This is a genomic window from Geminicoccus harenae, assembly GCF_019800005.1.
GTDB lineage: Bacteria > Pseudomonadota > Alphaproteobacteria > Geminicoccales > Geminicoccaceae > Geminicoccus > Geminicoccus harenae.
The window spans coordinates 99,530-114,399 of the sequence record NZ_JABGCL010000002.1 but is presented as its reverse complement, the minus strand read 5'-3'; the positions used below and the strand labels follow the sequence as shown (position 1 = coordinate 114,399).

12 protein-coding genes and 1 tRNA gene are annotated in these 14,870 nt (G+C 71.8%); 8 read left to right on the top strand and 5 right to left on the bottom strand.

The window, feature by feature from the left end; translation table 11 throughout:
• Positions 1–19 precede the first annotated feature (19 nt).
• From HLA95_RS01850 to HLA95_RS01835, 4 genes are read left to right on the top strand one after another with little or no spacing between them, the layout of a single operon-like run.
• Entirely contained in the window at positions 20–409 is a 390-nt protein-coding gene (locus tag HLA95_RS01850; protein ID WP_191061884.1) for a response regulator, read from the top strand.
• The gene (locus HLA95_RS01845) at positions 406–3,039 is read left to right on the top strand and encodes a hypothetical protein (RefSeq protein ID WP_222182213.1); all 2,634 of its coding nucleotides are present in this window, start codon (positions 406–408) and stop codon (positions 3,037–3,039) included. Before HLA95_RS01850 ends, HLA95_RS01845 begins: the two co-directional genes overlap by 4 nt.
• A 40-nt stretch (positions 3,040–3,079) precedes the next feature.
• A complete protein-coding gene (locus HLA95_RS01840) occupies positions 3,080–4,330 on the top strand; it encodes a peptidoglycan -binding protein (protein ID WP_255591283.1) in 1,251 nt (416 codons plus the stop codon).
• 5 nt (positions 4,331–4,335) lie between these two features.
• Complete coding sequence (locus HLA95_RS01835; protein ID WP_222182211.1) at positions 4,336–5,271, top strand: nucleoside hydrolase; 936 nt, start codon at positions 4,336–4,338, stop codon at positions 5,269–5,271.
• Positions 5,272–6,716: 1,445 nt separating this feature from the next.
• On the opposite strand, the gene HLA95_RS01830 is transcribed toward HLA95_RS01835, so the two are convergent.
• Positions 6,717–7,670 (bottom strand): ring-cleaving dioxygenase, encoded by a 954-nt coding sequence (locus tag HLA95_RS01830; protein WP_222182209.1) that lies wholly within the window; start codon positions 7,668–7,670, stop codon positions 6,717–6,719.
• Positions 7,671–7,878: 208 nt separating this feature from the next.
• Here HLA95_RS01830 and HLA95_RS01825 point away from each other — a divergent pair, with 208 nt between their 5' ends.
• Both HLA95_RS01825 and HLA95_RS01820 read left to right on the top strand, forming a co-directional pair.
• Complete coding sequence (locus tag HLA95_RS01825) at positions 7,879–8,961, top strand: ABC transporter ATP-binding protein (protein ID WP_191062287.1); 1,083 nt, start codon at positions 7,879–7,881, stop codon at positions 8,959–8,961.
• Positions 8,962–9,008: 47 nt separating this feature from the next.
• The gene (locus tag HLA95_RS01820) at positions 9,009–10,049 is read left to right on the top strand and encodes an ABC transporter substrate-binding protein (protein WP_191062517.1); all 1,041 of its coding nucleotides are present in this window, start codon (positions 9,009–9,011) and stop codon (positions 10,047–10,049) included.
• Between the two features lie 161 nt (positions 10,050–10,210).
• On the opposite strand, the gene HLA95_RS01815 is transcribed toward HLA95_RS01820, so the two are convergent.
• The 4 genes from HLA95_RS01815 to HLA95_RS01800 form a co-directional block, all read right to left on the bottom strand.
• Positions 10,211–10,284, bottom strand: a tRNA-Gln gene (locus tag HLA95_RS01815).
• Between the two features lie 20 nt (positions 10,285–10,304).
• Entirely contained in the window at positions 10,305–11,567 is a 1,263-nt protein-coding gene (locus HLA95_RS01810) for a CCA tRNA nucleotidyltransferase (RefSeq protein ID WP_222182207.1), read from the bottom strand.
• Positions 11,564–12,208, bottom strand: coding sequence for a CoA pyrophosphatase (locus HLA95_RS01805; protein WP_255591281.1), 645 nt, complete (start codon positions 12,206–12,208; stop codon positions 11,564–11,566). The genes HLA95_RS01810 and HLA95_RS01805 overlap by 4 nt, the downstream gene beginning before the upstream one ends.
• A complete protein-coding gene (locus HLA95_RS01800; RefSeq protein WP_222182205.1) occupies positions 12,205–12,738 on the bottom strand; it encodes a DUF1285 domain-containing protein in 534 nt (177 codons plus the stop codon). Before HLA95_RS01800 ends, HLA95_RS01805 begins: the two co-directional genes overlap by 4 nt.
• A 238-nt stretch (positions 12,739–12,976) precedes the next feature.
• Here HLA95_RS01800 and HLA95_RS01795 point away from each other — a divergent pair, with 238 nt between their 5' ends.
• Positions 12,977–13,978: an AAA family ATPase gene (locus HLA95_RS01795; protein ID WP_222182202.1), complete on the top strand. Its 1,002-nt coding sequence runs from the start codon at positions 12,977–12,979 to the stop codon at positions 13,976–13,978.
• Positions 13,968–14,870 (top strand): DUF58 domain-containing protein, encoded by a 903-nt coding sequence (locus HLA95_RS01790; RefSeq protein WP_222182200.1) that lies wholly within the window; start codon positions 13,968–13,970, stop codon positions 14,868–14,870. Before HLA95_RS01795 ends, HLA95_RS01790 begins: the two co-directional genes overlap by 11 nt.

The window sequence follows — 14,870 nt, the reverse complement described above, 5'->3', positions numbered from 1 at the left end:
CGCACGGAGACGGAGCGCGATGATCGACCGCGACCTGCCGATCCTGCTCGTCGACGACTACCGCTCGATGCTGCGCATCATCCGCAACCTCCTGCAGCAGGCAGGCTTCGCCAACGTGGTGGAGGCGACCGACGCGGAGACGGCGCTGGCACTCCTGGCTGGCCGCCGGTTCGGCCTGGTGATCTCCGACTGGAACATGCAGCCGACCGGCGGGCTGGCGCTGCTCAAGGCGATGCGGGCCGACCCGCGCATCGGCCTGGTGCCCTTCATCATGGTGACCGCCGAAGGCAGGGCGGAGGACGTGCTGGCCGCCCGCGACGCGGGAGCCGACCACTACCTGGTCAAGCCGTTCAGCGCTGCCACGCTCAAGGCGAAGATCAGTCGCGCCCTGCAAGGCCGCGCGGCATGACTGCCCCGGCACCACCCGGCCAACCATGTATTGGTGCGGCCCTGGCTCTGCTCCTGCGGTTGCTGGCATTGCTGGCCCTGTTCGCGGGGGCCGGCACGGCCGAAGCTGCCGCAACCGCCATCCACCCCGCCCCACCCGCAGCGCAGCCGGCCAGCGCTCCGGATCGGGATCTCGGGCCGATCCGGCTGCGCCTGGGTGCCCAGGGCGCCACGGCGCGGATCGTACTGGAAGCCGCACGCCCCTTCACCATGACCCGCGGGCAGGAAGCGGGCGAGCTGGTGCTGCGGTTCGATCGCGACTTGCTCGCCACTGGGCAGGATCTCGGGATCCGGCTGTCCCGTGTCGCCTTGTCGGCGCGAACCGCCGGTCCTGAGCTGCGCCTGCGTCTGCGGCACGAGGTGAGCCTCGAGCCGGACTGGCTGAGCGAGCAGCACCTCGTGCTGGACCTGCGCCCGAAGGATGTTCCGGCTCCGTCCGCCGCCACGGCCGACGCCACCGTGCCAAGCCACGTCCTGCCGGCGCTGCTGGCCGAGGATCCGGTCGACGCCGCCCCCGACCCGGCAACCATCGGCCACGGCCGAGCACCTCGCCCGCATGGGGCCGATGCCGCGCATCGGGCAACGGCACCGGATCACCTTGCGACCTCACCCGTGCCGGCAGATGCCGCACCGGCGTCCGGCCTGGAGGTTCGTGCCATGGCCGACTCCGCCGGTGCAGCCGTGCTCGAGTTCCGCTGGGACGATCCCGTGCCTGCCGCCGCCTTCTGGCGGGACGACCGCCTCTGGCTGGTGTTTGGCGCCCGGACCGAGCGACTGGGGGCGGATCCGGCGTCGCTCGCCCGCCGGCTGGTGCATCGGGTCCGCACGACCGAGCGCCAGCTCGGCCTCGATGCGACCGTGTTCCGCTTCGGCTTGGCCGCAGGCGTCGCGGCTAGGCTCCTGCCACTCACGGACGGCCGCACCTGGCGCCTGCTGCTCGCTGCCGACGACCCGGTCGACCCGAGACAGGACCCAGTCGCTCATGTCGAGATCCGGGAGGGCCCTGTTCTGCACCTGCCGGGCGTCGGCCGCCCCGTCGAGCTGATCGATCCCCGTGCTGGCGATCGCCTGCTGGTGGCACCGGTGGCCGCCGCGCAGGCGCGCCCCGTGGCTGCCGGCGGCACGCCGGAGCTGGAGATCATGGCGAGCTTGGCCGGGCTGGTGATGCGCCCCCTGCGGCCGGAGCTTGCCGCCGTTACCGGGATCGACGGCGTGCGGATCACGGGGGCGATCCCACCGATCGCACAGCTGCCGCCTGGAGCCGCTGAGCCGGCATCGGCAGCGGAGGTCGCACGACTCGATTTCGCTGGCCTCGGAGGACGTGCGGGACTGGCCGAGCGGCGGCTGGCGCAGGAGCGCCTGGCACGCGCACCGGATGATCCCGCGGCCCGTGCCGGTCTGGTGCGGGTGCTGCTGGGTGCCGGGCTGCTCGTCGAAGCCGATGCGGTGCTGGCGGGCTTCGGCCCGACGGACGAACTGCTCAAGCCGCTCGCGACGGCCGCGGCGGCACTGGCGCGCCCGACAACCGTGCCGCCCGCCAGCCTTGCCGGGCTAGGCGAGCCCGACCGGCCTGAGGCCGCCCTGTGGCAGGCCTTCCTCCATGCCCAGCAAGGCCACGACGATGAGGTCGGCGCGGCCCTGGCGGCGAGTGGGGGCGTGCTGAGCCGCTACCCGCCGGCCCTGCGCCGTCTGCTGGGTGAACCGGTCGTCCGCAGCCAGATCCGTTCCGGCGCGATCGGCGCCGCGATCGCGGCCCTGGATGGCCTCCTCGCCGCGGCTGCCGAGGATGAGACGGAAGCCGCGCTGTGGAAGCTGCTGCAGGCCGAGGCACTGGCGCGGGAACAGGCGCTGCCGGCAGCACGGCGGCGGCTGGCAGTGGCGGAACAGGAGGGCGACGCGGACACGGCGCTCCAGGCCAAGGCCGTGACGCTCGACCTGGATCTGCAGGCAGGCACCACCGACGCGGCTGGCGCGAAGGCAGCGCTGGACCGGCTGGCACCGGCCTGGGAAGGCCGCCGGGTCCAGGCGACCATGGAACGGCGGCACGCCCGCGCGGCCCAGGCCGCAGGTGATTGGCCGACCGCCCTGGCCGCGGCGGACCGGGCAGCAGCCTGCCTGCTTCCGACCCGGCCGCCGACGCGCCGGCAGTCGAGCCGGTCGCCGTGCTGGCGGCGGCGCTGGTGGCGCCGGATCTGGACCTGTTCCGCAAGCTGGCCCTGGTCCAGGATCGGCCGCTGGCCGAGTTGCGGCGGGGCGAGCTGCGCGCACCGCTGGCAGCACTGGTCCGCCAGCTACGGGCGACCGGCCAGGAGCAGGCCGCCCTTCTCCTGCACGCTGCCCTGCCCGACCTGCCGGTCGACAGCGAGGAGGCGGCAGCCGCGGACCGCGGGCCGGACGGGCCGGTCATCTCCAGCGCCACGAGCCGGCTGCTTCAGGAACTGGACGCTGCTGCACATGACGGTTTTGCCGACCCGACCCGGCTCGACCAGGCACTGGCCGGGTGGCGGCCCGAACCCGAGGGGTGAGCGTGCCGCAGTGATGCGGCAGCCCGCTTGCGAAAGCCGCGCGCTTGCCGGCACACTCTGCGGATAAGGGGGGAATCCGCATGGTCCGCGTCGGCATGGTTTCTTGCATGTTCTGGGGTATGTTCTTGGCCCTGCTCGGGCTGCTGCCGCCCGTTGCGGCACGGGCGCAGGAGCAAGCGCCGACAGAGCAGCCGGCCTCGCAGGAAGCAGGCCGGCAGCAGTCCCCCGAAGACGTCCAGGCGCTGGTCGACAAGATCAAGCGCCAGCTGGAGGCCATGGACGCGGCCACCAGGGAACGCGACCAGAGCCTGGAGTTCCTGCGTGATCAGATCGACCAAGCAACGGGCCGGCTGGAGGGAAGCGGCGCTGCCAACGAGGCGCTGCGGGCGAAGGTGGGCGAGCTCGACAGCACGGTGAACGACCTGTCCGCGCAGCAGAAGGCGCTGGACGAGAGCCTGAAGGCCACCGCACGCGAGAAGGAGACGCTGGAGGAGCAGCTGGCGCGCCGGATTGCCGACCTCGAGGCGGTACTCGGCGAGGAACGCCGGGCGGGAGCGGCGAGCCTGGCCACCGAGCGGCAGCGGGCGGAGGCGGCGGCGGCGCGGGCCGTGAGCCTGGAGGAGCAGCTGGCGGCCGAGCGCGATCGCCTGGAGACGGCGCTGGCGCAGCAACAGGCGGCCGCCACGGATGCGCAAGCCTCTCTGCAGAGCACCAGTGCGGAGCTGGCCTCGGCACGCAGCCGGATCGCGGAGCTGGAGCGGCTGCTGGATACCACCAGGACGGCGCTGGTGGCCGTGGAAGGCACGCTCGACGACACTCGCAGCCAGGTCGACACCCAGCAGGCGACCATCCTGGACCTCGGCCAGCGGCTGAACGAGGCGCTGGCGCGCAAGGTCGAGGAACTGTCGCGCTACCGCTCGGAGTTCTTCGGCGTGCTGAGCCAGGCATTGGGCGAGCGGCCGGACATCCGGGTGGTGGGTGACCGGTTCGTCCTCCAGTCGGAACTGCTGTTCAACCCGGGCTCGGCCGAGATCGGCGCGGAGGGTCGGGCGGAACTGGCCAAGGTCGCGCAGACGCTCCAGCAGATCGCGCAGACGATTCCGGAAGACGTGCCCTGGGTGCTGCGGGTCGACGGCCATACCGATCGCCAGCCGATCCGTGGCGGCCGGTTCGCGTCCAACTGGGAGCTATCCACCGCGCGGGCCGTCGCCGTGGTCCAGTACCTGATCTCCCAGGGCCTGCCGCCCGAGCGTCTGGCCGCGGCAGGCTTTGGCGAGTACAAGCCCTTGGACGGGCGCGACGACGAGATCGCCTACCGGCGCAACCGCCGGATCGAGTTCAAGCTGACGGAGAGCTGACGCCGATGGCCCGCCACGCGATCATCCTGGACTGCGATCCGGGGCAGGACGACGCCATCGCGATCCTCCTGGCGCTGGCGGCACCTGAGGAGATCGAGCTGCTGGCGATCACGGCGGTGGCCGGCAACGTGCCGCTGGGCCTGACCCGGGTGAACGCCCGCAAGGTCCTGGAGCTGGCGGGCCGCACGGACGTGCCGGTTCATGCCGGCTGCGACCGCCCCCTGGTCCGGCCGCTGGAGACCGCCGAGCACGTGCATGGCGAGACCGGGCTGAACGGTGCGGTGCTGCCCGAGCCAACCATCCCGTTGCGGGACGGCCATGCGGTCGACGCGATCATCGAGCTGGTGATGTCCCGCCCGCCCCGCACCGTGACGATCGCGGCGGTAGGCCCGCTCACCAACGTCGCCCTGGCGATCCGCAAGGAGCCGCATATGTCCCAGCGGCTCCGGCAGATCGTGCTGATGGGCGGCGCCATCGAGCTCGGCAACATCACCCCTGCCGCCGAGTTCAACATCTATGTCGACCCGCATGCCGCCGACATCGTATTCCGCTCGGGCGTGCCCCTGGTCATGTTCGGGCTGGACGTGACCCACCAGGTGCTGGTGACCGCGGAACGCCTGGCACGACTCCGCGCCAATGGCGGCAGGGTCGCGGAAGCGGTCCACGGCCTGCTGGACTTCTTCAATCGCTTCGACATGGAGCGCTACGACGCGCCGGGGGCGCCGCTGCACGACCCCTGCGTGATCGCCTGGCTGATCGACCCGACCCTGTTCGCCGGCAAGGACTGCCCGGTCGAGATCGAGCTGGAAGGTCGCTCGATCGGCCGAACCCTGGTGGACTGGTGGAACACCGACCGGCGCCCGGCGAACGCCACCGTCATGCGCGACGTCGATGCCGACCGCTTCTTCACCCTGCTGACCGACCGCTTGGCCCGGCTCTGACGTCGAGGAAGCGTGGCAAGTAGAGCCCCTGCCCTAAGTTCTGGCCTGATCAAGGATTGGCGGCGAGGTTGGTGCACCTGCCGGTTTGGGTCGTGAGAGGCATTCAGGGCAGGCAAGCGGCATCGCAGCAGCTTGGCAGTCATTGAGCACGCAGTGCGCGAAGAAGCGCTCGCGCCAACAGAGCTGGCCACGCTCGACCGAGTTGAACTTGGAGGCGCAGGGCGAAGATGCAGTAGCGTGATGTTGGCGGGCGCCAGCAGTCGCCTGGCGAAATGCCAGCCGCCCTGGCTCAGGAGGGATGGCTTGGCTGCTGGGCTCAAGCTGCTCAGGCGAAGACGCTCGAGAACAGGCGCCTCGACCAGAGACGGACACCCCGCCAAGTGCCTGCACTGGAAACGGTCTGGTGCTTCCACGGCAGCACTGAAGCTGATGGCAACTCCAGCTCTGTGCTGGGGCAGGTCATCAGGAAGCGGCAGGTCGCGTCAACCCTGGCGATCGTCAGCAACTTGCGATCCAGGCGGCAACCTGGTCGCGCACCCTTCGGAACACCGTCGACAAAAGGCGCAACTACGCCGATTACCTCCAGCCGTTTCTCGATCAGTTCCTTAAGCCCTGGCCTCGAACATCCTCCCGGCCCAGCCGTTGGCACGCGGGCCGACAGTCTTCAGTACGCTGCGGATCTGGCCGGACAAGTCGATGGAGATGCCGACCAGCTGAGCGCGGGCAGTCATCAGGTGTCGCACAGCATGCGCCGCCCAACCTGACACGAGCCTCACGGTGCCATCGACGGCAGGAGCCGCTGGTCCATTCGTGAAGAGACGACCATCAGGAGACGGTCGCGGATCGCTCGCACGAGTTGCGCGATGGTCTCGGCATCCCGTGCATGAGCCTCGTTACATTGCAGAGCCATGGCAGCCGGGCGTGGCACTGAAGGGTAGCGAAGACCTGCAGCCCAGTGGGCCGCTTGCCCTTCCATGCCGGTCCGCCATGCTTGTCGAGCAGGTGGATCGTCCAGCGCGACACGCCGGGCCAGGATGCTCTCCAGGAATGGCCGCGGACAGCCTCTCGTCCCGCGCGGCACCTGACTTGGTATAACCGGCCGGTGCGGCGCGATCTCCGCACGTGGAACGAACCTTCGCCTGGCTTGCCCGGTTGCCGCCGCCTTGCCCGAGGCCAGAAGCAGCTTCCTGAAATTGGTGAGGCGATGACCCACATCGCCATGAGCCGATCATGCTCTGGCATTGCGAGCGGTGCCCCCGGCGGAAGCACCGTTCGCCGATGGCGCTTGATCCGTCGCTGCTATGCCGATGGACCTGGACCTTCCCCTGCCGGAACTCGAACCGGCAGACGGCTGCCCTGCAGATGAGCTGATGTGGAGGCGAGCTTGGCGCCGGTCCGGCCGGCATTCCGTGCCATGCCTCTACCGACAGGCGAATGCCACCCCGTCAGAGCGGCTTCAATCCCGCCTCGATCTCCTGGCGGCGTGGCTCCAGGAAGGGTGGCAGGGCCAGGGTTTCGCCCAGGCGGTCGGCGGGTTCGTCGGTGGCGAAGCCGGGGCCGTCCGTGGCGATCTCGATCAGGATGCCGTTCGGCTCGCGCAGGTAAAGGGAGCGGAAATAGTAGCGGTCGACCGGGCCGCTGGAGGGGATGCCCAGCCGGCGCAGGCGCTCGGTCCAGGCCTCGTAGTCGGCGTCGGGGGTGCGGAACGCGATGTGGTGGACGCTGCCGGCACCCTGGGCGGCCGGCCGCAGACGGGGCTCCAGGCGGACATGGAGCTCGCCCTCGGGGCCGGTATCGGGCGTGCTGAACACTTCGGTCTGGACCGGCGGCCCGCTCACCGTGGCCGGGCCGCGATAGCTGTGCCGGTGGACCAGGCCCAGCACTTCCGTGAGCACCCGCTCGCTCGGGCGGAGGTCCGGCACGCTCATGACGAGCGGCCCCAGCCCGCGGATCTGGTGCTCGGCCGGCACCGGGCTGTCGCCCCAGGGATGGGAGGGACCCGTGCCGCCATCGTCCACCAGGGACAGGCGCTGCCCTTCGGGATCCTCGAAGTCGAGCACGGCCCGGCCGTCGCGTTCCTCGACCGGCCCGTGCGCCACGCCTGCCCGGGCGAACCGGTCCTGCCACCACGCCAGCGCGTCGCTGCCGGCGACCCGCAGGCCGGTGCGCACGAGGTCATGGCTGCCGGGCACGCGTGGCCCCACCGGCCAATCGAAGAAGGTGAGGTCCGTGCCCGGTGCGCCGATCCCGTCGGCATAGAACAGGTGATAGGCGCGCACGTCGTCCTGGTTGACCGTCTTCTTGACCAGGCGCATGCCGAGCAGGCCGGTGTAGAAGCGGCGGTTGCCGGGCGCATCGGCGGTGATCGCGGTGACGTGGTGGATGCCGGCAAGGCGCATGGCGGCTCCCGTTCGGGCCGATGCTCGCTCTGCCGGCCCTGCTCCTTCCGGCAGTTAGGGCGCTGCCGGCCATCCGGCAAGCGGCCCCGCTGCCCTGCCCCGGCCCTTGCCCCACCCCTTGCATGGCCGTGCGCAGGCGGTAGAGCTTGCGCGCATCCCTCACCGAGCGGCCAAGGAGGCCGGCAAGCTGACGCTTTCTTCCGAGGTCATGGTCCGCGTGGCGGGCGTGACCAAGCGCTATGGCAGTGCGGTCGCCTGCGAGGACGTCTCGTTCGAGCTGGAGCGCGGGCGCTTCCTCACCGTGCTGGGACCATCCGGCTCGGGCAAGACCACCATCCTGCGCGCGATCGCGGGCTTTCTCACCCCCGACCAGGGCCGGATCGAGGTGCACGGCATCCCGGTGGAGGCGTTGCCCCCCTACCGGCGCAAGGTCGGCATGGTGTTCCAGAAGCTGGCGCTGTTCCCGCACCTGACCGCGGCGGGGAACGTGGCCTACCCCTTGCGCATGCGCCACTTCCCCAAGGCGGAGATCCGGCCGAGGGTCGAGCGCTACCTGGAGCTGGTGCAGCTGGGCGGGCTGGGTGAGCGGCGGATCCAGGAACTGTCCGGTGGCCAGCAGCAGCGGGTCGCGATCGCCCGGGCCCTCGTGTTCGAGCCCGACCTGCTCCTGCTCGACGAGCCGCTGGCGGCGCTGGACCGCAAGCTGCGCGAGGAGATGCAGCTCGAGTTCCGGCGCATCCAGCAGGAGCTGGGTGTGACCACGATCAACGTCACCCACGACCAGCGCGAGGCGCTGGTGATGTCCGACCGGATCCTGGTGATGGCGAACGGGCGAGTGCGCCAGGACGCACCGCCGGAGATCACCTATGGCCGGCCGGCGGACCGGTTCGTCGCGGGCTTTTTGGGGCTCACCAACTTCCTGCCCGGCAGCTTCCTGGGCCAGGACGCGGATGGCCGGGCGCGCGTGCTGGTGGGCGGTACCGAGCTCCTGGCCCGGGCACCTGCCACGGCGCTGGCCCCGGGTGCACCGGTGGACCTCGCGATCCGTGCCGAGCGGATCCGGCTCGGCAGCGGATCCGGCCATCAGGCGGTGCTGGAGGAAGTGATCTTCGAGGGTGACCGGCGCGTGCTGGGCGTGCGCCTGCCGGACCTGGGCGACCTGCGCCTCCAGCTGTTCGACATGGGCGGGCCGGAGGGCCCGCTCCCGCAGCCGGGCGGAACGGTGACCGTCGCCTGGTCGCCGGACGACCTGCTGCCGTTTCCCGGAGCTTCGAGAGGAGGGAATCAGTGAACAAGATCAGGATCTGCCGAAGGGCGGCGGTGGCCGGCGCCGGTGCCATGCTGGGCACCGCCATGCTGGCGCGGCCGGGCCTCGCCCAGGACGAGCCGGCCAAGCCGTCCGAGCTGATCGTGCGTGCCTGGGGTGGGGTCTGGGTGGATGCGCTGGACAAGGGGGTGAGCCAGCCGTTCACCGCCGCCACCGGCATCCGCGTGCGCCACGACCTCACCGAGGACAACGAGATCCAGCCCAAGATCTGGCAGGCGGCAGCGCAGGGCCGGGTCCCGCCGATCCACGTCAACTGGGACACGACCGTCAACGCCACCAAGTCGGCGCTGCGCGGGGTGACCGAGGACCTGTCCGACCTGCCCAACCTCGCCACCGCCTTCGACGGTGCCAGGCCGAAGGGCCTCGACGGCGTGCCGATCGTCAACACCTACTCCTATGTCTACGTACTGGCCTATGCCGACGAGGCCTTCCCGGACGGCCCGCCCGACAGCTGGCAGGCTATGACCGACCCCAGGTTCAAGGGCCGCATCGCCCTCTATGACGACGGGATCGGCTTCCACTTCCCCGCCCAGGTCGCCGGCGGCGGCAAGGTCGAGGACATCCCGGCGAACATGCAGGCGGCCTGGGACTTCATCGCCGAGGTGAAGGAGAACGAGCCGCTGCTGGGCGAGGACCCGGACTTCACCACCTGGTTCCAGAACGGCGAGATCGACCTCGCCTGCACCATCATCAGCAATGCCCGCGAGGCGAAAAAGAACGGCATCCCGGTCAGCTGGACGGTGCCGAAGGAAGGCGCAAAGGTCGACACGGACGGGCTGTGGGTGCCCAAGGGGCTGCCCGAGAACGAGCTCTACTGGGCTAGGCAGTACGTGAACTTCGCCCTGTCCAGGGACGCGCAGCAGGTCTGGTGCGATGGCCTGGGCCTGCCGGGCATGGTGCCGGGCCTGACTGCGCCGGCCGACCTGGCTGGTGACCCGGCCTATCCGACCACGCCGGAGGACTTCGCCCGGCTGATCTCGATCCCGACCAGGGTGCAGGTCGAGAACGAGAGCGAGTGGTTCGGCCGGTTCAAGGACATCATGCAGGGCTGAGCCGGCAGCCTCGCCGGTGCGGTCGCGGCAATGCCGCGACCGCACCGGAGCCGGCACTTCGGCAGCCGTGAACGAAACCAGCCCAAATGATTAGTGCCCGCCAGCATCCTGGCAGGTGACGGTCGACCGGCAATCTTGGGGAACTGACTGGCTCGTAGCGTTGGCTGGGGGACCTGGATTCGAACCAGGATTAACCGGGTCAGAGCCGGTCGTTCTACCGTTGAACTATCCCCCAACGGCCGTGCGAGCGGGTGATTAGGGGGCTGGCGGAGGTTCGTCAAGCCGGTAACGCGCCGTGAGCTCGGCAAGACATGCGTTCCGGTCCGGCCGCATGCCTCGGCCGAGCCACCAGGCCTCGACCTCACGCAGGAGCGTGCCGACTTTTGGGCCGGGCCGCATCCCGAGCGCCAGCGCATCGCGCCCGCCGATCGGGAACTCCGGCCGGGTCCAGTCGTGGGCGAGCGCCAGGGGTGCCGCCACCGCCTCCGGGCCCAGCCCCCGTGCCGAGGCGGCCAGCAGGAACCGGTCCCGCCAGCCGGCAGTGCCGCCCTCGCGGTACCAGCGGCGTTCCAGTTCCTCCGGTACCTCGTCCAGCGGCGGCGCCGCCTCGCCCAGCGCCGCTTCGAGGCGCCGGGATTCGGCAGCCGACAGGCGCAGACGCAGGGCCAGCCGCTCGCCCCGGCCCGGCTCCGGCGCGGGTCGGTGGAACAGGGCTGCCAGCCGCAGGAGCGGGTCAGCGTCAGGTGCGAGGCGCAGGAGCGGCGCCAGCCGGCCCGGCTCAGCATCCTCCATGCCCAGCGCCGCCAGGATCCCGCCCTCCGCCATCGCCCGGAGGCTGGCCAGGACGTTCGGGGCAGCCAGCAGCTTCAGCAGTTCCTTGGCGACCCGCTCGGCGCTCAGGCTCCGGAGGAGTGCGGCGTGGCGGATGCAGGCCGCGAGACCTGCAGGATCGGGCCTGTCGCCGCCGAACCGGCTGTAGAAGCGGAAGAAGCGCAGGATGCGCAGATGGTCCTCCAGGATCCGCCGCTCCGGGTCGCCCACGAAGCGCACGCGCCTGGCCTGCAGGTCGGCGAGCCCGCCCAGCGGGTCGACCAGCTCCCCGTCCGGGCGGGCGTAGAGGGCGTTGATCGTGAAGTCGCGGCGGGCCGCGTCCTCGGCGAGACTGCCGCCGAACGCCACGGTCGCATGACGCCCATCGGTGGCGACGTCGCGGCGCAGCGTCGTCACCTCGAACGGGCGGCCCTGCGCCACCACCGTCACCGTGCCGTGCTCGATGCCGGTCGGGACGGGCTTGAGCCCGGCCGCCGCCGCCTGGGCCGCGACCTGCTCGGGCAGGAGGTCGGTGGTCAGGTCGATGTCGAGCGCGGCATCGTCCCGGCCCGGCGCCAGCAGGCTGTCGCGGACGCAGCCGCCCACGAACCAGCACTGGCCGCCACCCTCGGTCAGCGCCGCCACCACGCGGCGAGTGCTCGTCCAGCGGAGCCAGGGAGCGTCGAGCCGCTCGGGCCAGCCGCTCATGGCCGCCAGCGCAGGAGCTGCACGAAGTTCACGATGATCCCCGCAGTCGCCCCCCAGACATGCCGGCCGTTCCAGGGCAGCGTCCAGTAGGTGCGCATCCGCCCGTCGCGCATCCGCTGCTCGCGGCGGTGGTTGGCGAGGTCGACCGCGAACGCCAGCGGCATCTCGAACACGTCGGCCACCTCGAACGGGTCGGGGATCCATGCAGCCTTGGGCCGGATCCAGCCGACCACCGGGTGGATCCGGAACCCGGTCACCGTGTCGTAGGGATCGAGCTCGCCCAGCACCTCCACCTCGTCCGGCGGCAGGCCGATCTCCTCCTCGGCCTCGCGCAGCGCGGTCGCGGCCGGGTCGGGATCGGCCACTTCCATCCGCCCGCCCGGGAAGCTCACCTGACCGGCATGGTGGCGCAGATGGGCGGTGCGGGTGGTGAGCAGGAGAAACGGCCCGCCCGGCCGCTCGACCAGCCCCACCAGCACGGCGGCCGGCCGCGGCAGCCCGGGCGGGCGCAGCTCCTCGAACCCCTCGTCGCCGCGGTTCAGGCTCTCCGCCAAACGCTTGGGCACGGGCCGTGCGCGATCCAGCCGGGCACGCAGGAGCGCGGGGTCACGCCAGGCTGCCGCCAGGTCCTCATCGCTCAAGCCGCGCCTCCATCGACCGCCAGCGCCGACAGGTCATGGCGGCGGCCGCCGGCCCAGAGGCCCACCGGCTCGTCCGGCCCGCTATCCTCGATCGCCAGCTCCAGGAGCTGGTACCAGACCGGCCGGGCCAGCGCCGCCTCCAGGCCGTTCTCCATCTGCACGTAGAGGCGCGGCCCGCCATCGGGGCCCTGCCCGCTGCGCAGCCCGTGCTCGTGGCCGAGCTCGACCCAGTAGTCCAGGTTGGTGCGCAGGCGGATCCGCCGCGCCTGCCCCTCGCCCGCCACCTCCGCCTCGACCGCCAGGAACGGCGCGTCGCCGACCTCGACCCGGCCGCGCTCGACCGGCGTCACCAGCCAGTAGCTGCCGTCCGGCTCGCGCCTAAGCACCGAGGCGAACAGCCGGACCAGTGGCTGCCGGTCGATCCGCGAGCCGCGATAATGCCAGCTCCCGTCCGCCTCGATGCGCAGCTCGAGGTCGCCGCAGTCGATCATCGGCCTGGCACCGCCGCCTCCCGGCCCGCCCTCGCTCAACTCCGCTCTCCCGTCCTGCTCCTGCCCACCCTGCGGCCGAACCATCCTGCGGCCGAACCATCCTGCCGCGTTGCGCGTCGAGGTGGAAACGCCGATCCTCTGGTCATATGTGTGTTGGGTGCAGGTGGTCGAGCAAGACCGGCCGCCCCCGTACAGCCGGCACCGGTCCTGCTGCCCGCGCCGCCGGGCCGCTCCGGGTGCCGGGCCTTCGTTTCGCGATCTTGCCGATGGAGGGCGGATGAGCGTTGCCAACGAGCCGGGCACAGAGGTGGCGGTTCAGGCCGTCGAGGCGGCGGTGGACGGCTTGGCCAGGGTCAAGGACGCCGTGGCCATGGTGGTCTACGGCCAGGAGCGGGTGGTCGAGGAATCGCTCGTCACCCTCCTGGCCGGCGGGCACGGCCTTCTCGTAGGCGTGCCTGGCCTCGCCAAGACCCGGCTGGTGGAGACGCTGGGCGTCGTGCTGGGGCTCAGCCAGAAGCGGGTCCAGTTCACCCCCGACCTGATGCCGTCCGACGTGCTGGGCTCGGAGGTGCTGGACGAGGCCGCGGACGGGCGCCGCGCGTTCCGCTTCATTCGCGGGCCGGTGTTCGCGCAACTGCTCATGGCCGACGAGATCAACCGCGCCAGCCCGCGCACCCAGGCGGCCCTCCTGCAGGCCATGCAGGAGCGCAAGGTGACGGTGGCCGGCGAGGACCACGACCTGCCGCGCCCGTTCCACGTGCTGGCGACCCAGAACCCGGTCGAGCAGGAGGGCACCTATCCCCTGCCCGAGGCGCAGCTCGACCGCTTCCTCCTGCAGATCGACGTCGACTATCCGAGCGAGGCTGCCGAGCGCCGCATGGTGCTGGTGACCACCGGCGGCACCGAGGCGACCGCACCCGCCATCGCCGACCCGCGCCTGCTCGACCAGTGGCAGCGCCTGGTGCGCCGCCTGCCGATCGGCGACCAGGTGGTGGACGCGATCCTGAAGCTGGTGCGCGCGGCCCGGCCCGGCAGCGGTGCCCTGCCCGACCTCGACCGGCTGCTGGCCTGGGGGGCCGGCCCGCGCGCCAGCCAGGCCCTGGCGCTGGCGGTGCGGGCGAAGGCGCTGCTGGACGGCCGGATCGCCCCCTCGCTGGACGATGTGCGGGCGCTTGCCGGGCCGGTGATGCGCCACCGGATCGCCCCCAGCTTCGCCGCCCGCGCGGAAGGGATCGACGCCGACGAGCTGATCCGCCGCCTGCTCGCCCATGCGCTCTGAGCCGCAGCGCGACCCGCTCGCCCAGCGCGCCGAGGCGGCTGGCCTGGCCGCCCGCCTGCCGGCCCTCCAGCTCGAGGCCAGGCGGATCGCGGCGGGCGTGGTGCAGGGCGTCCATGGCCGGCGCCGGGCCGGCCCGGGCGAGACCTTCTGGCAGTTCCGCCCCTATCAGCCGGGCGACCCGGCGCAGCGGATCGACTGGCGCCAGTCGGCGCGCGGCAGCCGCCTGTTCGTGCGCGAGCGCGAATGGGAAGCGGCGCAGGCCGCCTGGCTGTGGTGCGACCGCAGCCCGTCCATGACCTTCCGCTCCAGCCATGCCGTGCCGCGCAAGCTGGAGCGCGCCGCCGTGCTGATGATCGCGCTGGGCGACCTGCTGGTCGATGGCGGCGAGCGGGTCGGCGTGCTGGGGCATGACGAGCGCGCGGTGGTCGGCAAGACCGTCGCCAGCCGGATCCTGCGGGCACTCGGCTCCAGCGAGCCGCTTGCCCAGGACGCCCACCTGCCGGCCGACCGCATTCCCGCCCATGCCCGGGCGGTACTGTTCGGCGACTTCCTCCATCCCCCGGAGCTCCTGCGCGACTGGCTGCGGCCGCACGTGGCGCATGGCGTGCGCGGCGTGCTGGTCCAGGTGGTCGACCCGGCCGAGGAGACCTTCCCCTACGAGGGCCGGATGGTGGTCGAGGGGATGGAGGGCGACGGCCGGCGCCTGGTGGAGAACGCCGCCGAGCTCGGCCGGCGCTACCGCACCGTGTGGCAGGCGCATCGGCAGAGCCTCGCCGAGGCGGCCGGGCGGCTCGGCTGGATCCACATCCTGCACCGCACCGACCAGCCGGCGACGGTGGCACTGGTGGCCCTGTGGCAGGCGCTGGCCCTGCCGACTGCCGGGAGTACCTGA